Annotated in this window: 15 protein-coding genes and 5 pseudogenes; 10 read left to right on the top strand and 10 right to left on the bottom strand. The window is 68.9% G+C overall.

What is annotated here, in order from left to right; translation table 11 throughout:
* Positions 1–21 precede the first annotated feature (21 nt).
* Complete coding sequence (locus PGN14_RS16135) at positions 22–1,317, bottom strand: hemolysin family protein (protein ID WP_335300603.1); 1,296 nt, start codon at positions 1,315–1,317, stop codon at positions 22–24.
* Between the two features lie 151 nt (positions 1,318–1,468).
* Between PGN14_RS16135 and PGN14_RS16130 the strand changes: the two genes are divergently transcribed.
* Positions 1,469–2,155, top strand: a complete 687-nt coding sequence (locus tag PGN14_RS16130; protein ID WP_335300602.1) for an OmpA family protein — start codon at positions 1,469–1,471, stop codon at positions 2,153–2,155.
* Positions 2,156–2,423: 268 nt separating this feature from the next.
* On the opposite strand, the gene PGN14_RS16125 is transcribed toward PGN14_RS16130, so the two are convergent.
* The gene (locus PGN14_RS16125) at positions 2,424–2,873 is read right to left on the bottom strand and encodes a nucleoside deaminase (RefSeq protein WP_335300601.1); all 450 of its coding nucleotides are present in this window, start codon (positions 2,871–2,873) and stop codon (positions 2,424–2,426) included.
* Between the two features lie 44 nt (positions 2,874–2,917).
* Entirely contained in the window at positions 2,918–3,145 is a 228-nt protein-coding gene (locus PGN14_RS16120; RefSeq protein WP_335300600.1) for a hypothetical protein, read from the bottom strand.
* A 152-nt stretch (positions 3,146–3,297) separates the two neighbouring features.
* Here PGN14_RS16120 and rpmB point away from each other — a divergent pair, with 152 nt between their 5' ends.
* Entirely contained in the window at positions 3,298–3,597 is a 300-nt protein-coding gene (gene rpmB / locus PGN14_RS16115; RefSeq protein WP_335300599.1) for a 50S ribosomal protein L28, read from the top strand.
* Between the two features lie 71 nt (positions 3,598–3,668).
* Here rpmB and PGN14_RS16110 read toward each other — a convergent pair whose 3' ends face one another.
* Positions 3,669–4,631: an esterase-like activity of phytase family protein gene (locus PGN14_RS16110; RefSeq protein WP_335300598.1), complete on the bottom strand. Its 963-nt coding sequence runs from the start codon at positions 4,629–4,631 to the stop codon at positions 3,669–3,671.
* 146 nt (positions 4,632–4,777) lie between these two features.
* On the opposite strand from PGN14_RS16110, the gene PGN14_RS16105 reads away from it, so the two are divergent.
* A complete protein-coding gene (locus PGN14_RS16105) occupies positions 4,778–5,137 on the top strand; it encodes a glycine zipper 2TM domain-containing protein (protein ID WP_335300597.1) in 360 nt (119 codons plus the stop codon).
* A gap of 182 nt (positions 5,138–5,319) precedes the next feature.
* Here the strand turns inward: PGN14_RS16105 and PGN14_RS16100 are convergent, their stop codons facing one another.
* The 5 genes from PGN14_RS16100 to PGN14_RS16080 all read right to left on the bottom strand — a co-directional run bounded on the left by PGN14_RS16100 (position 5,320) and on the right by PGN14_RS16080 (position 11,880).
* A complete protein-coding gene (locus tag PGN14_RS16100) occupies positions 5,320–6,108 on the bottom strand; it encodes a thioesterase family protein (protein WP_335300596.1) in 789 nt (262 codons plus the stop codon).
* Positions 6,108–6,830, bottom strand: a complete 723-nt coding sequence (gene phbB / locus PGN14_RS16095; RefSeq protein ID WP_335300595.1) for an acetoacetyl-CoA reductase — start codon at positions 6,828–6,830, stop codon at positions 6,108–6,110. The genes PGN14_RS16100 and phbB overlap by 1 nt, the downstream gene beginning before the upstream one ends.
* A 28-nt stretch (positions 6,831–6,858) precedes the next feature.
* Positions 6,859–7,863 carry a ferrochelatase gene (gene hemH / locus PGN14_RS16090; protein ID WP_335300594.1) on the bottom strand — a complete coding sequence of 335 codons (1,005 nt, stop codon included), beginning with the start codon at positions 7,861–7,863 and terminating at the stop codon, positions 6,859–6,861.
* The gene (locus PGN14_RS16085; protein WP_335300593.1) at positions 7,860–10,079 is read right to left on the bottom strand and encodes a xanthine dehydrogenase family protein molybdopterin-binding subunit; all 2,220 of its coding nucleotides are present in this window, start codon (positions 10,077–10,079) and stop codon (positions 7,860–7,862) included. The genes hemH and PGN14_RS16085 overlap by 4 nt, the downstream gene beginning before the upstream one ends.
* A gap of 100 nt (positions 10,080–10,179) precedes the next feature.
* The gene (locus PGN14_RS16080) at positions 10,180–11,880 is read right to left on the bottom strand and encodes a class I adenylate-forming enzyme family protein (protein ID WP_335300656.1); all 1,701 of its coding nucleotides are present in this window, start codon (positions 11,878–11,880) and stop codon (positions 10,180–10,182) included.
* Between the two features lie 65 nt (positions 11,881–11,945).
* Here PGN14_RS16080 and lgt point away from each other — a divergent pair, with 65 nt between their 5' ends.
* The 4 genes and pseudogenes from lgt to pgeF all read left to right on the top strand — a co-directional run bounded on the left by lgt (position 11,946) and on the right by pgeF (position 15,141).
* Positions 11,946–12,839 carry a prolipoprotein diacylglyceryl transferase gene (gene lgt, locus PGN14_RS16075; RefSeq protein WP_335300592.1) on the top strand — a complete coding sequence of 298 codons (894 nt, stop codon included), beginning with the start codon at positions 11,946–11,948 and terminating at the stop codon, positions 12,837–12,839.
* 80 nt (positions 12,840–12,919) lie between these two features.
* Positions 12,920–13,865, top strand: a pseudogene (locus tag PGN14_RS16070) (class I SAM-dependent methyltransferase).
* Positions 13,862–14,377: a GNAT family N-acetyltransferase gene (locus tag PGN14_RS16065; RefSeq protein ID WP_335300591.1), complete on the top strand. Its 516-nt coding sequence runs from the start codon at positions 13,862–13,864 to the stop codon at positions 14,375–14,377. The pseudogene PGN14_RS16070 and the gene PGN14_RS16065 overlap by 4 nt, the downstream one beginning before the upstream one ends.
* A gap of 42 nt (positions 14,378–14,419) precedes the next feature.
* Positions 14,420–15,141 (top strand): annotated as a pseudogene (gene pgeF, locus PGN14_RS16060) (peptidoglycan editing factor PgeF).
* 36 nt (positions 15,142–15,177) lie between these two features.
* Here pgeF and PGN14_RS16050 read toward each other — a convergent pair.
* Positions 15,178–16,306, bottom strand: a pseudogene (locus PGN14_RS16050) (zinc-binding dehydrogenase).
* A gap of 132 nt (positions 16,307–16,438) precedes the next feature.
* Here PGN14_RS16050 and PGN14_RS16045 point away from each other — a divergent pair.
* The 3 genes and pseudogenes from PGN14_RS16045 to PGN14_RS16030 form a co-directional block, all read left to right on the top strand.
* Positions 16,439–17,249, top strand: a pseudogene (locus PGN14_RS16045) (arylamine N-acetyltransferase family protein); the annotation flags it as partial.
* Positions 17,250–17,430: 181 nt separating this feature from the next.
* Positions 17,431–17,896, top strand: a pseudogene (locus PGN14_RS16035) (TonB-dependent receptor plug domain-containing protein); the annotation flags it as partial.
* Positions 17,897–17,902: 6 nt separating this feature from the next.
* Positions 17,903–19,405, top strand: a 1,503-nt coding sequence (locus tag PGN14_RS16030; protein ID WP_443019545.1) for a TonB-dependent receptor domain-containing protein, incomplete at its 3' end; no start/stop codon positions are given.

Below are 19,405 nucleotides of genomic sequence, written 5' to 3'. Positions count from 1 at the left end.
AAGGGGAGGGGCTAAGAAGGACTAAATTTCGCTCACCAGCAGCTTGTCGATCCGCCGTCCATCGAGGTCGACCACCTCGAACTTCCAGCCCTGCTCCTCGAAGCTCTCGCCCTCGCTCGGCAGCTTGCGGAACACCGCCAGCGCCAGTCCGGCGACGGTCGCGTAGTCGCGGTCCTCGGGCAGGTCGATGCCCAGCCGCTCGGCCAGCGCGTCCGCCGCCATCGTGCCCGCGACCAGCAGGCTGCCGTCCTCGCGCTCGACCACGTTCGGCCCCTCGTCGGGTTCGGCATCCGATGCAAACTCGCCCGCGATCGCCGCCAGCAGGTCGGCGGGGGTCACGATCCCCTCGAAATGCCCGTATTCGTCATGGATCAGCGCCATCGGCACCTCGGCGCGGCGCAGCGCCTCCAGCGCGTCCATCGCGTCGATCTGGTCCACCACCACCGGCGCCTTGCGCATCAGCCGCGCCAGATCCAGCGTCTCGCCGCGGAACAGCGCCATCGCCACGTCGCGCGCCTGCACGACGCCGACGACCGCGTCGATTGACCCCTGCGCCACCGGCAGCCGGCTGTGCCCGGTATCGAGCAAAGTGGCGCGGATCGCGGCATCGTCCAGCGCGACGTCCAGCCATTCCACTTCGGTGCGCGGCGTCATCACCTCGCGCACCGGGCGATCGGCGAGGCGCACCACGCCCGAGATGATCGAGCGTTCATGCTCCTCGATCACGCCCGACTTGCTGGCCTCCGCGACGATCAGGTGCAGCTCCTCCGCGGTCACCTGATCCTCGTTCTCGCGATTGAGGCCCAGCAGGCGGAAGGCGAGCGCGCTGGTCGAATCGAGCACCCACACCAGCGGCTTGGTGAACTTCGCCAGCCATGTCATCGGCACCGCCACCAGCGCCGCGACCGGCTCCGGCTTGCGCAGCGCGAACTGCTTGGGCACCAGCTCGCCGACGATCAGCGAGGCGTAGGTGGTCAGCCCGATCACCAGCGCATAGCCCAATGTCGCCGCGGTCGCGGTGTCCAGCCCCAGCGCCTCCAGCCGCGCCGCGGTCGGCGTGCCCAGGCTGGCGCCCGAATAGGCGCCGCTGATGATGCCGATCAGCGTGATGCCGATCTGCACGGTGGAAAGGAACTTGCCGGGATCGGCCGCCAGCCGGATCGCGGCGGTGGCGCCGCGCTTGCCGGTCCGCGCCATCGCCTCCAGTCGCGCCTTGCGCGCCGAAACGATGGCAAGCTCGCTCATCGCGAACACGCCGTTCAGCGCGACGAGGGCGAGGATGATGAGGACGTCGATCCAGGGGAACGGCGGTAACATGGTCGCCGATGCTCTTGGCGGCAAAGCGGCGCCGCGACAATCCACAAACGTGGACTTTCTGCCATCGCGGACAGCTTCCGTTCAGTCCGCAGGCGGAACAATCGCGCGTCGGACCGGGTTCATTCCGGACGATCAGGAAAAAGGGCGTGTCATGAAGTTTTCCCCGAAGATCGCCGCCGCGGCGGCCTCGCTGTCGCTGCTGTCGGTATCGGCCTGCACCACCGATCCCGAGACGGGCCAGCGCACGATATCGAAGACCGCGATCGGCGGCATCGGCGGCGCGCTGGGCGGCTATCTGCTCGGCGATCTGGTCGGCGGCCGCCGTGACCGGACCGAGAAGATCGTCGGTGCAGGGATCGGCGGCATCGCGGGCGCGGCGATCGGCGCCTATATGGACAAGCAGGAGCGCGAGATGCGCGCGCGTACCGCGGGCACCGACGTGCAGGTGGTGCGCCAGGGCGACGACCTGCTGCTCAATATCCCGTCGGGGATCAACTTCGCCTACAACTCGGCCAACGTGGAGCCGCAGTTCCGCACCACGCTGGATCGCGTCGCGAGCGTGCTGGCGGATTACAACCAGACCTATATCGACGTGTACGGCCACACCGATTCGACCGGCAGCGACAGCTACAATCAGGGATTGTCGGAGCGGCGCGCGACGTCGGTCGCGGATTATCTGTCGAGCCACGGCGTGCAGCCGGCGCGCATCGCCACCCGCGGCTTCGGCGAGACCCAGCCGATCGCCTCGAACGAGACCGAGGAAGGCCGCGCCGCCAACCGCCGCGTCGAGATCAAGATCGTGCCGGTGTCGCAGAACGACGTTCCGCCGCGGTATTGAACAGGCGTCGGAACCCCGGCTTTCCGGGGCGCCTCTGCGAAGCCCCTCACCGTCATGCCGGACTTGTTCCGGCATCCACTGTGCCGCATATGCACAAGTCGTTGTTTTCGCGGAACAGTGGACCCCGGAACAAGTCCGGGGTGACGGCTATCCGGTCACCACGTCACCCCGGGCTTGACCCGGGGTCCATGTCTCGCCGAACGCAACGGCCGGTGCGTTCGCGAGCCGATGGATGCCGGATCAAGTCCGGCATGACGGCCCGACTTCCTCACCGTCGCGCCGCGAAGAACTCCCTCAGCAGCGCCGCGCCCTCTGCCGCGCCGATCCCGGCGAATACCTCGGGCCGATGATGGCAGGTGGGCTGTGCGAAGAAGCGCGCGCCATGCTCCACCGCCCCGCCCTTTGGATCGTCCGCGCCGTAATAGACCCGGGCGATCCGCGCATGCGCGATCGCCCCGGCGCACATGGCGCACGGCTCCAGCGTCACCCACAGATCGCAATCGCCCAGCCGGTCGGTGCCCAGCGCGCGCGCGGCCGCCCGGATGGCGAGGATCTCGGCATGGGCGGTCGGGTCCGACAGGCCGCGCGGCGCATTGGCGGCGACCGCAATCACCTCGCCATGGCGCGTCACCACGGCGCCGACCGGCACCTCGCCCGTCACCGCCGCGTCGCGGGCGGCCTCCAGCGCGACGCGCATCGGTGCAGGCAGCGGAAACATTGGCGCGGCCTAGCGCCGCGCTCTCCCCGCATCAACGCCGCGCATCATTGCTGGTTGGCGGGCTTCTCCACCGAGATGGCGGGCACCTCGACCGTCTTCTTGTCGGTGCCGACGCTCACCTTGGCGACATCGGCATCGAACTTGGGCGTCTGTCCGCCCTCCAGCCGCGGCAGCTGCGCGGTCTGCGTCTGATCGAAACGGACAAACCCCAGCATCATCGCCGCCAGCAGCACCAGCGCGACGACGCCGATCAGAACGAGTAGAGTGCGCATGTCTCGATCTCCCCAAAACCTCGATTCGTTGCCGCAACAACGCCCGCCGCAGCGTGCTGGTTGCACCCTCGGCCACACGGGCGGGTTGACGATCCGGGCATAGCGGGTTATCGGCGCCGACTTTCCGGGCAACCGCATTCAGGAACGATCACATGTCGCGCATCTGCGAGCTGACCGGCAAGGGCCGGCAGGTGGGTAACAACGTCTCCCACGCCAACAACAAGACCAAGCGGACCTTTCTGCCGAACCTGCAGAACGTGACGCTGCTGTCCGACGCGCTGGAGCGCTCGATCAAGCTGCGCGTGTCGACCCACGGCCTGCGCTCGGTCGAGCATAACGGCGGGCTGGACAACTGGCTGGTCAAGACCACCGACGACAAGCTGTCGCTGAAGGCGCGTCGCCTGAAGCGCGACATCGTGAAGAAGCGCGCGGCGACCACCGCCGCCGCATAAGCGATCGCGTACTGCGCCGAAGCATTGCGGCCCGCCGTCCCTCGCGACGGCGGGCCGCAATGCGTTGTGCGTCAGTCGACCAGTCGGAACTTCGCCAGGATCGTGCGGCGATAGACGGCCAGGTCGTTGTCGGTGACCAGCCAGACCATCGTCGCGCCACCCTCGCGCGTGATCGCGATCCCCTCGACATTCTCGCCGCCCATCACGCGGGTCGGGCGCGCGATCACCGGGCCGTGCATCACCGCGCCGGCGCGCACCTGCCTCGCGGGCACCCGCGCGATCGCGCAGTCGAAGCGGAAGGGAAAGCGCCAGCGCCGGTTGACCACCAGCAGGTCGCCATCCGGCAGCACCGCGCCGTCGGTGGGCACATAGCCCACGGGCGGGCGATAGGAGAGCGCAACCGCGTGCGTGCCGCGTACAACCGGATCGCCGTCGAACAGCAGCGCGGGCCGTGGCCGTCGCATCGCCATCACGCCCTCGCGGATCGTCAGGAAGCGGCCATCGTTCAGCCGCACCAGCGTCTCCGAGCCGGAATTGCGTCCCCAGTCGCGCATCGCCGCCGGCGCGACATGCCCGTCGCTGCGCGCGGCATCCGGCGTGTAGCGCCAGATCGCATTCGCCCGCTCATAGCCGATCCACATCCGCCCGCTCGCCGGATCGACCGCCAGCGACTCGGTATCGCGCGTGCGCTTGTCCCACCCGGTCCCGGGCCCATCGGCGAGGCCGGTGGCGTGCGTCACCGCGATCCCCCCGCCGCGTATGCGCAGCCGCACGACATTGCCGCCATCGCTGAGCAGGATCGCCTCGCCCCGCCGCAGCGCGAGCGCGGAAAAGCCGCCGAATGCCGGATCGTCCGCATGCAGCGAGAGCGCGCCGACCGGCTCCAGCATTCCGACGCGCCGCGGCCGTCCGCCAGCGGGCACGAAGCCACGCGCCTGTACGCGCAGGTCGCCGCGCACCAATGGCAGGCGCGGTTCCCCGGTCCAGTCGGGGACCAGCACCACCAGCATGATGAGGATGACGATCCACCGCACCGCGCCCGCTGTAGCGCCTCACCCGCCGCAGGAAAGGTGAACCGGCGATAACGAGCGCATTCAGCATCGGCTCAAGGCGAATCACCCATAAGCACGTCATCGACGGGAAGACCCGCCGACCGGATGAAGCAAACGGGAGACAGACGATGTTCAAGGATCTCGCACTTGCCGGCGCCGCGCTCGCGATGGGCACCGCCGCCATGGCACCGACCGCCGCGCACGCGCAGCGTTACTACGGCGACCGCTACGACCGCGGCTATTACGACCAGCGCGACTATCGCAGCTACGATCGCCGCGGCTACGACCGTCGCTACAATTACAACAGCAACCGCCGCTGCTCGAACGGCACCACCGGCACCATCGTCGGCGCGATCGCCGGCGGCCTGCTGGGTCGCGCGATCGACACCCGCGGCGACCGGACGCTCGGCACCGTGCTGGGCGGCGTCGGCGGCGCGGTCGCGGGCAATGCGGTCGAGAAGTCGAACAACCCGCGTTATTGCCGATAACGGACGCAGACCCGCGTAACCGCGGGTCGATGCGGCGAAGCCGCAGCGTCCGACACGGCCGACGGGGCGGCTTCGCCCGCCCCGACCGACGGCGGCGTTGCCGCCGTCCTCCAGTTATCGAGCTCCCTCGCGTAGCGTATGAGGGCGCGGACCCGGTGCCGAAAGGTGCCGGGTCCGTTGTGTTATCGCCGTTCCAGCAGCAGCGATTGTACCGCGCGCGCGAAATAGCCGCGCCGGTCCGCCAGCCGCGTCATCGCCAGCCCGGTGCCGTCCGGCGCCGCCCAGGTCTCCGCATCGGAGAAGATCCACTCCCCCTCCGGCAGCCGCGCGAAATGAACGCTCAGGTCCGCGTTCAGGAAGGTCCAGTCCGCGAACGGCAGTACCGGCGCGATCCCGTTCGAGAAATCCGCCACCGCCATCGCGCGCGCCGCGGGCGACAACGGCTCGCCCTCCACCAGCGCACGATGCTGGCGGAACCATACCCGGCCCGGCCCCAGCTGGCCGAAACCGCCGCGGATTCGCTTCATGTCAAAGTTCGCGGCGAAGGTGACGCCGGGGATCAGCCCCGTGCCCAGCCCGTCGTCGGCCACATCCTCCGGCGCGCTGTCGACCGCGGGCATCGCCACGTCGTCGGGCAGCGCGACCGCGTCGACCCGCAGCCGCAGGACGACCGCGCGCGTCACTTCCTTGCCGGCGGCGAGAAGGCGCACCTGCACCAGCTGGATCTTGCGCCCCTCGCGCAGCACATCGGTGGCGATGTCGAGCGCGCCGACCGGCACCGGGCGCAACAATTCCACCGTCACGCGCGCGACGCGCATCGGTGCTGCGGCCGGCACCTGCTCGGCCGCCCAGACGACCAGCGCGGAGGGCGCGCCGCCGTGTTGCAGGTCCGGGTTCCACGGCCCGGCGGCGAAGCGCGTCGCGCGCACCCCGCCGCCCTCGCGAACGAAGATGGCGTCGTCCTGCGCCATCAGTACATGTGCTGCCCGCCGTTGATGCTCAGCGTCGAACCAGTGACGAAGCCGCCATTCTCCGAACACAGGAAGGCGACGCCGCGCGCGATCTCCTGCGCCTGGCCCAGCCGGCCGACCGGAATCTTGGCGACGATCTTCTCCAGCACCTCGGGCGGCACCGCGGCCACCATGTCGGTGTCGATATAGCCCGGCGCGATCGCGTTGACGGTCACGCCCAGCTTCGCGCCCTCCTGCGACAGCGCCTTGGTGAAGCCGTGGATGCCGCTCTTGGCTGCGGCATAGTTCACCTGTCCGTACTGACCAGCCTGGCCGTTGATCGACCCGATGTTGACGATCCGTCCCCACTTGCGCTCGCGCATGCCGGGGAACACCGCCTTGGCCATGTTGAAACACCCGCCCAGATTGGTGTCCATGACCTCCTTCCACATCTGATAGGTCAGCTTCAGGATCGTGCCGTCTCGCGTGATGCCGGCGTTGTTGACCAGCACGTCGACCGGCCCCAGCTCGTCGGCGACCTGCGCGCAGCCCGCCTGGCAGGCGTCGTAATCGGCGACGTCCCATTTGTAGGCCGCGATGCCGGTCCGCGCCGTGAAGTCCTTCGCGCGTTCGTCGTTGCCGGCGTAATTGGCGGCGACCGTCATGCCCATGTCCTTCAGCGCGACGCTGATCGCCTCGCCGATGCCGCGCGTGCCGCCCGTGACAATCGCAACCCGTGCCATCCGGTCATCCTCCCGTTGTGCCGGGGGGTCACGCGTTCGTGCGCCACCCTTCCAGCTCGCGCGACAGTAGCGTGCGCAGCATCTCGATACCCTCGCGCGTATCGTTGAGACAAGGCAGGTAGGCGAAATCCGTACCGCCTGCCGCGACGAAACTCTCGCGTCCGCGGATCGCCAGCTCTTCCAGCGTTTCCAGACAGTCGGCGGAAAAACCGGGCGCGACGATCGCCACCTTGCGGATGCCGCGCGCCGGCATCGCCGCCAGCGTGGTGTCGGTCGCGGGCTCCAGCCATTTGGCGCGCCCGAAGCGCGACTGGAATGCGACGGTCAGCTCCATCCCCAGCGCCTCTCCCAGCAGCCGCGCGGTCTTGCGGCAATGGCAGTGATAGGGATCGCCCAGCTCCAGCGTCCGCTGCGGCATGCCGTGGAAGCTGGCGATCACCGCATCGGGCACGAAATCGAGTGTCGACAGCGCATTGCGGACATTTCCTACCAGCGTGTCGATATAGACGGGATCGTCGTAATAGGGCGGCAGCGTGCGCAGCGCCGGCTGCCAGCGCATCTGCGCCAGCGCGGCGAACGCCTTGTCGTTGGCGGTCGCGGTGGTGGCGGCGCAATATTGCGGATAGAGCGGCGCGAGCAGGATGCGCTCGCACCCCGCCTCCTTCATTGCGCGCAGGCGATCGCCGATCGCCGGATTGCCGTAGCGCATCGCCCAGTCGACCAGCACCTCCGCGCCGAACGCATCCTTCAGCGCCAGCGCCTGCGCGCGCGTGACCGCGGCGAGCGGGGAGCCCGCATCGCTCCACACCTGCGCATAGGCGTGCGCCGACTTCTTGGGACGCGTGTTGAGGATGATGCCGCGCAGGATCGGCTGCCACGCCAGCCGCGGGATCTCCACGACGCGCGGATCGGACAAGAATTCCGCCAGGTAGCGCTTCACCGCCGGCGCATCGGGGCCGTCCGGGGTGCCCAGGTTGACGATCAGCACGCCGATGCGCGGGCGCGGGACGGCGGGATGGCCGGCGGAAATCATGACGGGCTCCTGAGCGGCAGGGTGCGGCGGCGCACGCCGGTGGCGGCGTGCAGCGCATTGGCGATGGCGGGGGCGACCGCGGGCACGCCCAGATCGCTCACCCCGCCGGGATCGCCTGACGCGGCGATCAGTTCCACCGTCACCTCCGGCGCATCGTCCAGCGTCGGCAGGCGCAGGTCGCCGAACATCCGCACCTGCGCCAGATCGTCACGGTACGAGGCCGCCGTCCCCGTCGCCACGCCGGTGCCGAAGATCAGCCCGCCCTCGATCTGCTGGCGGACCACATCGGGATTGATCGCCCGCCCGCAATCGACCGCCGCGACCAGCCGGTCGATCCGCGGACGGCCGTCATCGTCGACCTGTGCCTCGGCCAGCACCGCGATCGCGCTGCCCGCCACCGTATGGCACGCGATCCCCTGCCCGCTGCCGGGAATGCCCCCGCCCCAGCCGCCCAGCGCGGCGACGGTGGTCAGGCACCGCGCCAGCCGCGGGTCGCCGCCCAGCATCCCGACGCGATAGGACATCGGCTCGCTGCCCGCGGCCTGCGCCAGTTCGTCGATGAAGCATTCGGTGAAGAAGGCGGTATAACCATCCGCACCACCTCGCAAATGCCCGACACGCAAGTCCAGCTCGACGGGGTGATGGTCGACCGCGAAGGCCGGCAGGCGATACGGCGGCACCGCCCCCGACATGGCATAAGCGTCGGCGCCGCGCGGCAGCGCGCCGGACATGCGGCGCAGCAGGCTGTCGGGCATCATCCGCGCCGCCATGTCGCGCCCGGTGGCGGCGACCGCGATCTTCGCCTGCCAGCCCAGGATCGCGCCACTGGCGGCCAGCCGTGCGCTCATCCGCGCCTTGGCCGGCGCACGCACGCGATCCTGCAACAGCGCCTCGCCGCGCGACCACATCAGCTGCACCGGGCGGCGCAACCGCATCGCCAGCACCGCGACCTGCCGTGCGACATCGGGCTCCAGCGCCGCGCCGAACGATCCGCCGACCATCATCGGGTGGACGATCACCTGCCCTTCGTCCACGCCGATCGCCGCCGCGGCGGCGGCGCGGACCAGCGACGGCGCCTGCGTCGCGATCCACAATTCCAGCCGCTGGTTCTGCCATTGCGCGGTAGCGGCCGGCGTCTCGATGGCGCCATGGAGGGCGGGGCGGGCGACATATTCCGCCTGGATCAGCCGCGCACCGCGAAATGCCGCCGACAGATTCCCCGCCCCGGCCACGCGATAGCCGTCGCCGTCCAGCGCGGCATCCAGCGCGCGATCGATCGCGGCATCGTCCAGCGGCCTGCCCTCGTCCACGAAGCGCGGCGCGAGCGCCGCCAGCGCGCGGTTGGCGGACCACCAGCTGGTGCCGACCGCCGCGACCCATTGGTCGTTCTCCACCACCGCCACGACCCCGCGAACACGCTCCGCCGCGGCCTTGTTCACGCCGTGCAGTCGCGAGGTCGCGCGCGGCCCCTGCCGCACGCTGGCGAAGACCATGTCGGGCAGCCGCACGTCGGCAACGAAATTGGCCGATCCGTCCACTTTCGCGGGCACGTCGAGCCGGGGCAGCGACTGCCCGGACAATCGGCCGTCTTCCCCGATCCTTAGCGGCATCTCCTCCGGCAGCGACTCACCCGCCGCCGCCGACGCCAGTTCGGCGAAGCGCAGCCGCTGCTCGCCGCGCACGACGAAGCCGTCGGCGGTTTCGCATTCCTCCCACGACACGTCCCAGCGCCGCGCCGCCGCCTTGCACAGCAGCACCCGCGCCGCCGCCCCCGCCTCGCGCAACGGCGCCTCGAACTGGCGGACGGAGGTCGAACCGGCGGTCACCATCACCGCCTGACGCGTCCATGCCTCGTCACACAGCGCCTGCGGAACATGTGCGAAGGCGCTGGAAAACAAGGCTTCTGCACCCATGATATTGGCATAGAGCGGGCCGATTGGTGCCGCCTCCACGCCGACGCTGCGCCAGTCGGCGCCCAGTTCGTCCGCGACGATCTGCGCCAGCACGGTATAGACGCCCTGCCCGTGCTCGACCTGCGGCACCGCGACGATCACCTGCCCGTCGCGCCCGATCTTCAGCCACGCACCGAACGCGGTTTCGCCCGGGGCAGTGGCCAGGTTGGGCAGATACGTCCGCGGCCACGCCACCCAGGCGACGACCAGCCCGACGCCCACGCCACCGGAGATCAGCAGGTTGCGTCGGGTCAGCGCTGGCATGACGACGGGGTAGCCGGGTGGGCGGCGGCGGGGAAGGCGGAAAGTCGGGTTCCCGTCACGCCGGACTTGATCCGGGGTGACGATGAAAGGTCGGCAAGCGCTACACCGCCTCCGCGCCGACCCGGTCGCGATAGGCCTTGCGCAGCGACACCTTGTCGATTTTCTCCGTGCCCAGCCGCGGCAGCGGATCGTGCGCGATCCAGATGCGCTGCGGCACCTTGAACGCGGCGATATGCTGCGACAGGAACGCGATCAGGTCCTCCGCCTCGACCGCGCCCGGGCTGGCGAGGTGGACGACGGCGCCCGGCACCTCGCCATAGCGCTCGTCCGGCAGTCCGAACACCGCGGCCTCCGCCACCTCAGGATGCTCGTACAGCGCCGCCTCGACCTCCTGGCAGCTGATATTCTCGCCGCCGCGGATGATGATGTCCTTCTTGCGGTCGACGATGAACAGATAGCCCTCGGCGTCGAGATACCCCAGGTCGCCGGTGCGGAAATAGCCGTCCGCGGTGAAGGCGGCGGCGGTGGCGTCGGCGCGGCCCCAATATTCCTGGAAGCACGCCGCCGAGCGGATGCACACCTCGCCCCGCTCGCCCGCCGGCAGCGCGCGGCCGTCGTCGTCGAGGATCGCGAGGTCGACCAGCGGCGCCGACGCGCGGCCCGCCGAATTGGGCTTGGCGATATAATTGCCGCGCCAGTTGCCGGTGCCGACGCCGTTCGTCTCGGTCAGGCCATAGCCGATCAGCGGCGCCCCCTCCATCTCCGCGTCGATCCGCTTGACGTGCTCGACCGGGCGCGGCGCGCCGCCCGCGGCGATATCGGTGACGGTCGACAGGTCGTATTTCGCGCGGTTGGGATGCGTCAGCATTTCGAAGCTCATCAGCGGCACGCCGACGAAATAGGTCACCTTCTCCTTGTCGATCAGCCGCATCGCCTCCTCGGCATCCCATTTCGGCATCAGCACCAGCTTGCGCGCGATCGCCATGCTCTGGAGGAACACCGGCACCTCGGCGGTGACGTGGAACAGCGGCACGTTGAGCAGGGTCGCGGGCTGGAGCGTGCTGGTGACGCCCGCCTGTTGCGAAATCCCCAGCATCATCAGTGCGGAAGCGAGATAATTGAAGATGCCCTGCACCACCTGGAAATGTGTCGACAAGGCGCCCTTCGACACGCCGGTCGAGCCGGAGGTGAACAGGATCGTGGCATGGTCGCTGCCCGCGATGTCGGGCAGCGCCCCGCCCTTCGCACGCGCGAACACCGTGTCGAGCGCCGCCTCCAGCGGTTGCAGATCGTCGAACGTCTCGACGCGCACATCGCGCAGCCCCGCGATCGCCGCCAGCCGTTTCGTGCGCGGCGCGTCGGCGAAGACCAGCGACACGCCGACGTCGCGGATCGCGCCCTCGAACTCCTCCGCCTGCCACCAGCCGTTGAGCAGGCACACGACGCCGCCCGCCATCAGCGTGCCCATGTAGAGCACGATCCACGACGGCGAATTGCGCGCCGCGATCCCGACGCGATCGCCCTTGGCGAGGCCATAGCCATCGACCAGCGCGTGCGCGACGCGCGTCGCGGCATCGTACACCTGCCCGTAGGTCAGCCGTTCGCCGCCCGCGACCAGGAACTCGACATCGCGATGCTGGGTACAGAAATGCGCGAAATAGGCCGGCAGCGTCGACGGCGCAGCGGCGATATAGGGCAATTGCCGGCCGAACCGTTCCACCTGCCCCAGCGCGAGCGGTCCGCCCTCCCCCGTCAGGGTGGCCATCACCGCATCCATCTGCTGGTCCAGTTCGGTCCGCATCATTCTCTCCGCTTGGGTTTGTCCCTCCCGCCCTTTATGCAGGCGCGGTCGAAAAGGGGAAAGCCTTGATACTGCCAGCTCTTGCCGCTGGGGCACTGCCCGCCGCGGGACATATCCGATTCGCCGATCTCGGGCTGCACCCCGACGTGTTCACGATCGGCTTCTTCACGCTGCGCTGGTACAGCCTCGCCTATATCGCGGGCATCGTCATCGGCTGGTGGTATCTGCTGAAGCTGATCGCGCAGCCCGGCGCGCCGATGGCGCGGCGCCATGCCGACGACCTCGTCTTCTACGCCACGCTCGGCATCATCCTGGGCGGGCGGATCGGCTACGTCCTGTTCTACGCGCCGGAGATGCTGGTGCGCCCGCTGTCGATCCTGCGACTGTGGGACGGCGGCATGTCGTTCCACGGCGGCGTCGTCGGCACGTCGCTGGGCATCATCTGGTTCGCGCGCAAGAACAAGCTGGACTGGCTGCGCATCCACGACTGGGTGGCGGCTTGCGTGCCGTTCGGGTTGTTCTTCGGCCGGCTCGCCAATTTCGTGAACGGCGAATTGTGGGGCAAGCCCGCCGACGTGCCCTGGGCGATCGTGTTCGAACGGACCGTGCCCTATGGCATCCCCGAGCCGGCACGCCATCCCAGCCAGCTGTACGAGGCGGGACTGGAGGGCATCGCGCTGTTCCTCCTGCTCTGGTTCTTCTTCTGGCGCACCGATGCGCGTTACTATCCCGGTCGGCTGGTCGGTATCTTCCTCGCCGGCTACGGCGTGGCGCGCTTCACGGTCGAATTCTTCCGCGAGCCGGACCGCCAGTTGGTGGCGTTCGCACAGGCGACCGGGCTGCATATGGGCCAGTGGCTGTGCGTGCCGATGATCGCGGGCGGCGCCTATCTGATCGCCACGTCGGGCAAGCGCCGCCGCCGCGTGGAGGCGACCGCGGGAACGGCCAGCGTCGCGTGACCGCCACCGCGGAACCGTTGCTGACGGAGCGGCTGGCGCGGGCGATCGCGCTGGGCGGGCCGATCCCGATCAGCCAGTTCATGGCCGCCGCCAACGCGCATTATTACGCCACGCGCGATCCCCTGGGGGCCGGCGGCGACTTCACCACCGCGCCCGAGATCAGCCAGATGTTCGGCGAGCTGATCGGTGCCTGGGCCGCGGACCTGTGGGACCGCGCCGGCCGGCCCGAGGTGGCGTGGGTCGAACTGGGGCCGGGCCGCGGCACGCTGTCCGCCGACGCGCTGCGCGTGATGGCGCGCGCCGGGCTGACTCCCGCGGTCCATCTGGTCGAGACCAGCCCGACGCTGCGACGGGCGCAGGCGGAGCGCCTACCCGGCGCGACCTGGCACGACGCGCTCGCCACATTGCCCGACGACGTGCCGCTGATCGTCGTCGCCAACGAATTCTTCGACGCGCTGCCGATCCGCCAGTTGGTCCGCGCCGCCGGCGCGTGGCACGAGCGGCTGGTCGCGTGCCAAGACACGCTGTTCCTGCCGATCGCGGGTGCCAGCGTGCCCGAGACGATCATCCCCCCCGGCGCTGCGCGACGCCGCGCCGGGTTCGATCATCGAGACCTCGCCCGCCAGTGTCGCGATCATGGCCGATCTGTCGGCGCGGATCGTCGAACAGGGCGGTGCCGCACTGGTGATCGACTATGGCTATGACGGTCCTGCGGTCGGCGACACGTTGCAGGCGGTGCACGGCCATTCCTTCGCCAACCCCTTCGCCGATCCCGGCGAGGTGGATCTGACCGCCCATGTCGACATGGCGACACTCGGGCTGGTCGCGACCGCCTCGGGCGCGCGCGCCTCGGGAGCGATCGGCCAGGGTGCCTTCCTGCGCGCGCTCGGCATCGACCGGCGTGCCGCCGTGCTTGGCCCGCGCGTCGCCGCCGACCGCGCGCGACTGGTGGAGGAGATGGGCGACCTCTTCCGCGTTCTCGCCGTCACCCACGCCGACTGGCCCGATCCCGCAGGCTTCGCATGACCGACCACCCCACCCTTCGCACCGCCACCGCCGCAGACGCTCCCGTCATCGCCTCGCTGGCGCGCCAGACCTTCGCCGACACGTTCGGACACCTCTATTCGCCTGAAAACCTCGCCAGCTTCCTCGCGATCCACACGCCGGAGAACTGGGCCGCGGAGATCGCCGACCCGCGCTATGCCGTGCGACTGGCGGAGGCGAACGGGCAGCCGGTCGCCTATATGAAGCTCGGGCCGCCCTCCCTCCCCTTCACACCCGCCGCAGGGGCGATCGAACTGCGCCAGATCTACGTCCTGCCCACGCATCACGGCGGCGGCCTGGCGAACGCGATGATGGACCATGCCATCACGGAAGCGCGGGCGCGCGGGGCGACCGCGCTCTATCTCTCGGTCTTTACCGACAATCCGCGCGCGCGCCGCTTCTACACGCGCCACGGCTTCGTCGAGGTCGGCCCCTATGCCTTCATGGTCGGCGATCAGGCGGATGAGGATATCGTGATGCGGCTCGACCTGTGACCGACATGCCCGACGTCTTCCGCGCCCGCCTGCTGGCGGGGGGTGCGACACGGCTTCCTGGGTCGTCGCGGCGGCGCATCGGGCGGGGGTGCATGCCTCGCTCAACGTCGGGCTCGGTTCCGACGACGATGCGGACGTGGTGCGCGCGAACCGCGGCCGTGCGCTGGCCGCGGTATGCCCGGACGCCACATTGGTCACTCCCTATCAAGTCCATTCGGCCGATTGCGTGACCGTCACCGCCCCCTTCGCGGAGCGCCCGCGCGGCGACGCGATGGTGACCGACCGTCCGGAACTCGCGATCGGCATCATCACCGCCGATTGCGCGCCGGTCCTACTCGCCGATGCCGCGGCGGGCGTCGTCGGCGCGGCGCATGCCGGGTGGAAGGGCGCGCTGGCGGGCGTCACCGATCGCACGATCGCCGCGATGGAGGCGCTGGGCGCGCGTCGCGACCGCATCGCCGCCGCGGTCGGCCCGTGCATCGCGCGTGCCAGCTATGAAGTGGACGACGCCTTCCGCCGCCGCTTCGAGGAGGCAGACGCGGCCAACGAGCGCTTCTTCGCCGACGCGCGCGCCGGCCATGCGCAGTTCGATCTGGAGGGCTATGTGGCGCATCGCCTCGCGGCGGCGGGGGGTGACGCGTGTCGAGACGCTGGGTCTCGACACCTATGCCGACGAAGCGCGCTTCTTCAGCTTCCGCCGCGCGACACATCGCGGAGAGCCGGATTACGGTCGCCAGATCGCGATCATCGGGGTGGCAACCTAAAAAGCCCCTCCCCTTCAGGGGAGGGGTTGAAATGGTTCACCGCGTCGGGTCGATCAGATACTTCTCGCCCGTCGCCTTCTTCTCATACGCGCGCAGCACGTCCGGCGACAGCGCCTCCGCCAGCCCGACCGTCGCGGTATAGCCGCTCGCGAAGGTCGTCGTCAGTTCGTCGACCACGCGCTGGCGCATCCGGCCGACCACTTCCTTGCCCGCCTTCTGCATGAACGGCGTCAACAGGAAGCCCGACACGCTCCACTGGAACCCGAACGCCAGCCGGTTGAGCGTCGTCGGCGCGAGGTCGAGCGCGCCATAGATATACAACTGCTTGAACGTGCTGGAGCCATAGCGGCTGTATTCGGTCGCGGTGCGGTTCGCCGCCTGCTCCATCGCCTGGACGATGTCGCTGCCCAGCGACCCCGCCGCCGATCGCGTCGAAGGCGATCGTCGCGCCGGTATCCGCGATCGCGTCGACCAACCGGGCGCGGAAATCGTCCGCCTTGCTGTTGACGACATAAGTCGCGCCGATATCGCGCAGGATCTTTTCCTGCGCCTCGCTGCGCACGATGTTCACCAGCGGCACACCGTCCGCGAGGCAGATCTTCTGCAGCATCTGGCCGAGGTTGGACGCCGCCGCGGTGTGGACGATCGCCTTGTGCCCCTCCATCCGCATCGTCTCGACGAAGGCAAGCGCCGTCAGCGGGTTGACGAACATCGCCGCGCCGTCCGCGGCGCTGGCACCCTCGGGCAGCGGCACCACGTCGCGCGCCTTCAGCGTGCGATATTGCGCGTACATCGCGCCGCCCATCATGCCGACCTTGCGCCCGATCAGCGCCTTGGCCTCCTCGCCCGCGGCGATCACCGTGCCGGCGCCCTCATTGCCTACCGGCAGCGACTGGCCGACGCGCGCGCGCACCCCGCCGAGGCGTTCGCGCGGCACCTGGAACGTCAGCACCGGCCGCTCCACGCTGCCCGATCGCTCCAGCGTCGACACGTCCGCCGGCCCCAGCAACAGGCCCAGATCGGACGGGTTGATCGGCGCCGCCTCCACCTTCACCACCACCTCGTCGGCGGCGGGCGCGCCATGCGTCACGTCCTCCAGGCTCAGCGTCAGCCGCCCGTCCGCATCCACCGCGGAGCGCAGCTCCAGACCCGTCACGTCGCTCATCCTCGCCTCCTGTTGATCGTTCGCCTCCCGCATGGCGGGGTGCACGACGCGGGTCAACACGCCCCACCATGAGCGATAACCGCCTCGCCCCGCACGGTTCTCACGCACGCGCATCCGCGCTAGGCGGGGCGGATGTTCGACCTCGACCGCTATCTCGCCCGCATCGAGCTTCCCGCGATGCCGACCCGCGACCCCGCCGGCCTCGCCCGGCTGCAATTCCAGCACCGCCAGCGCATCCCGTTCGAGAATCTCGACGTGCGGCTGGGCCGCGGCATTGCGATCGACAGCGCGTCGGTCGCGGCGAAGCTGGTGACCGCGCAGCGCGGCGGCTATTGTTTCGAGCACAACCGCCTGTTCCTCGACGCGCTCGACGCACTCGGCTTCGCGGCGCGCGCGCTGCTGGCACGCGTCTGGCTGGGCGCGAGCGACGTGCCGCCGCTGACCCATACGCTGGCGCTGGTCACGATCGACGGTGCCGACTGGATCGCCGACACCGGCTTCGGCGGCAGCTACACCCCCGTCCTGCCGCTGGTCGACGGCGCCGAGGCGCAAGCCCCCGATGGCGCGCGCTTCGTCCTGCGCCGCGACGACGCGCACGGCTGGATGCTGTTGCGCGACGGCCACCCCGCCACCACCGACGGCCGTGCCCAGGGCGCCGGCTGGCAGCCGCAGTACAGCTTCACCACCGGCACGGTGCACGCCAGCGACCTGGCGATGGGCAACCATTGGTGCGCGACCGCCCCCCGCCAGCCGCTTCGTGACCCATAATGTGGTCAGCATCGTCCTGCCGCACGGCTTCGCCGCGCTGACCGACCGTCATTACCGCCGCCACGCCGCCAGCGCGACGAGCGAAGCCGAGATCACCGACCCGCGGGTGTACCGCATGCGGCTGGCGATGATGTTCGGCATCGCGCTGTCGAGGGAGGAGGTCGCGGCGTTGGGGGGTGGTGTGATCCAGCGCATCACCACATGTTGCAGGTTTGCTACAGCGTGTGAACAAAGAAACATAGAGCAACAAACTGTATTTGCACCCCGCGTTCAAAGCGCCCTAGCTGCTCATCTTCCCGCCGATACGGCGGGGGTGCGTCGTCACGACGCGAAAATAAGATGAGGAGACACGCTTCATGCACGCCCAGGTTCGCCGCCGGCTGCTCGCTTCCACGCTCTTGATCGGCGCGTCGTTCGCCGTCCCCGCGTATGCACAGCAAGCCACCACCGCGGCCAGCGATATCCCCACCTCGACGCAGGGGACGCAGAACGGTGACGACACCATCGTCGTGACCGGTTCGCGCATCGGCCGTCCGGATCTCCAGGCTTCCGTTCCGGTCGCCGTCGTCGGCGCCGAGCGCATCCAGGAAACCGGTGCGGCCAACGTCCAGGATGTGCTGGCCACGCTGCCGTCGGTCGGCCAGATGTTCAGCCGCACCAGCTCGAACTTTTCGAACACCGGCAACGGCACCGCGAGAATCAACCTGCGCAACCTCGGCGAATCGCGCACGCTGGTCCTTATCAACGGGCGCCGCACGCTCGGCGTTGCCGGGTACCTCCGCGGTGGACGTCAACAACATTCCGACCGACCTAATCGACCGCGTCGAGGTGCTGACCGGCGGCGCCTCCGCCGTCTATGGTTCGGAAGCCGTCGCGGGCGTGGTCAACTTCATCCTGAAGAACGAGTTCGAGGGTCTGCGCGTGCGCGGCCAGAACACGATTTCGGACAAGGGCGATTCGCCGCGTCAGTACGTGTCGGTAACCGCGGGACACAATTTCCTCGACAATCGCGCTCACCTGGTCGGCAACTTCAGCTACGACAACGATCATGGGCTTCGCTCACGCAATCGCAGCTTCTCGTCCCGCGACGTCCCTAACCGCAGTTCGTATGCGCAGCAGGGCCTGTTCGACGTGGCTTCGGATCCTTCGAAGCGGTTTTCGCCGACGTCGGGCAATACGTTCACGTTCAGCCCGCTGAACGCGGTGAAGGGCTACCAGGGCGCCAATATCGACGGCTACAATCGCAACGGCGATCGATTGCTGTCGGTCCCGGTTGAGCGTATCCAGGGCACGTTGCTCGGAAGCTTGGATTTCTCCGATGCGGTCAAGCTTTACGCCGAGGGACAGTATGTCCGGACGAATTCGAATGCTTCGCTCGAACCGTCGGCAATCGACAATGTGAGTCCTGGCGGACGAGCCCTCAACTACGACGGCTCCGACTATGCCGGCATCCCGATCACCAGCCCGTATGTACCGCAGGCCATCCGCGATCGTGCGATCGCCAATGGCGTCGACGTGATTCAGTTTCGTCGTCGGTCGAACGACATCTTCAGCCGCAGCAACAACAACACTCGTGACTTCTACCGCGGTGTGATCGGGCTGAAGGGCGAGTTTGCGCCGAAGTGGAACTACGATCTCTATTACGAGCATTCGGAGAGCCGCGACCACACCAATGCGCAGGCAATCTACACGCCCAATTACGGCGCAGCGCTCAGCAATGAAATCGGACCGGACGGCAATGTCCGCTGTTCGGACGCGGCGGCTCGGGCTGCGGGCTGCGTTCCGATCAACATCTTCGGCTACAACACGGTGACCCCCGCGGCCGCAGCCTTCCTCCAGAAGTACACCGGCCCAACCCGGACCGTGACGCTGGTGGATGGTAACACCGTCCAGCTGACCAGTGGTCAGAACGTCTCCTACGACTATCTGGCGAAGGTGGATCAGGATGTCGTGTCGGGCAGCGTCAACGGGGAGCTGTTCTCGTTGTGGGGTGGGCCTGTGGCTGTCGCGTTCGGTGGCGAGTATCGTCGCGAGAAGAGCTCCGAGGTGTTCGACCCGTTCACCCAGGCAGGCCTGTCGTCGGGCAACCAGATCACGAACACCCAAGGCAAGTTCAACGTCAAGGAAGGCTTCGTCGAGGTCGTCGCACCGATCGTCGAGGATCGGCCGGGTCTCCACTACCTCGGCTTGGAAGGTGCGGCCCGTTACGCCGACTACTCCACCATCGGAGGGGTGTGGAGCTTCAAGGCTGGCGGCACCTATGCGCCGACGCCGGACATCCGCTTCCGCGGGGTCTTCTCGCGTGCGACGCGAGCGCCCAACATCGGCGAA

This window comes from Sphingomonas adhaesiva (assembly GCF_036946305.1).
GTDB classification, from domain to species: Bacteria; Pseudomonadota; Alphaproteobacteria; order Sphingomonadales; family Sphingomonadaceae; genus Sphingomonas; species Sphingomonas adhaesiva_B.
Note: the sequence above shows the minus strand (reverse complement) of the source record. Positions and strands in the feature narration are given on the sequence as shown.

What these genes read in the sequence shown, in the direction of transcription:
- PGN14_RS16135 (WP_335300603.1), bottom strand. Translation starts at nt 1,317, where the DNA reads ATGTTACCGCCGTTCCCCTGGATCGACGTCCTCATCATCCTCGCCCTC.
- PGN14_RS16130 (WP_335300602.1), top strand. Translation starts at nt 1,469, where the DNA reads ATGAAGTTTTCCCCGAAGATCGCCGCCGCGGCGGCCTCGCTGTCGCTG.
- PGN14_RS16125 (WP_335300601.1), bottom strand. Translation starts at nt 2,873, where the DNA reads ATGTTTCCGCTGCCTGCACCGATGCGCGTCGCGCTGGAGGCCGCCCGC.
- PGN14_RS16120 (WP_335300600.1), bottom strand. Translation starts at nt 3,145, where the DNA reads ATGCGCACTCTACTCGTTCTGATCGGCGTCGTCGCGCTGGTGCTGCTG.
- rpmB (WP_335300599.1), top strand. Translation starts at nt 3,298, where the DNA reads ATGTCGCGCATCTGCGAGCTGACCGGCAAGGGCCGGCAGGTGGGTAAC.
- PGN14_RS16105 (WP_335300597.1), top strand. Translation starts at nt 4,778, where the DNA reads ATGTTCAAGGATCTCGCACTTGCCGGCGCCGCGCTCGCGATGGGCACC.
- PGN14_RS16100 (WP_335300596.1), bottom strand. Translation starts at nt 6,108, where the DNA reads ATGGCGCAGGACGACGCCATCTTCGTTCGCGAGGGCGGCGGGGTGCGC.
- phbB (WP_335300595.1), bottom strand. Translation starts at nt 6,830, where the DNA reads ATGGCACGGGTTGCGATTGTCACGGGCGGCACGCGCGGCATCGGCGAG.
- hemH (WP_335300594.1), bottom strand. Translation starts at nt 7,863, where the DNA reads ATGATTTCCGCCGGCCATCCCGCCGTCCCGCGCCCGCGCATCGGCGTG.
- PGN14_RS16085 (WP_335300593.1), bottom strand. Translation starts at nt 10,079, where the DNA reads ATGCCAGCGCTGACCCGACGCAACCTGCTGATCTCCGGTGGCGTGGGC.
- PGN14_RS16080 (WP_335300656.1), bottom strand. Translation starts at nt 11,880, where the DNA reads ATGCGGACCGAACTGGACCAGCAGATGGATGCGGTGATGGCCACCCTG.
- PGN14_RS16065 (WP_335300591.1), top strand. Translation starts at nt 13,862, where the DNA reads ATGACCGACCACCCCACCCTTCGCACCGCCACCGCCGCAGACGCTCCC.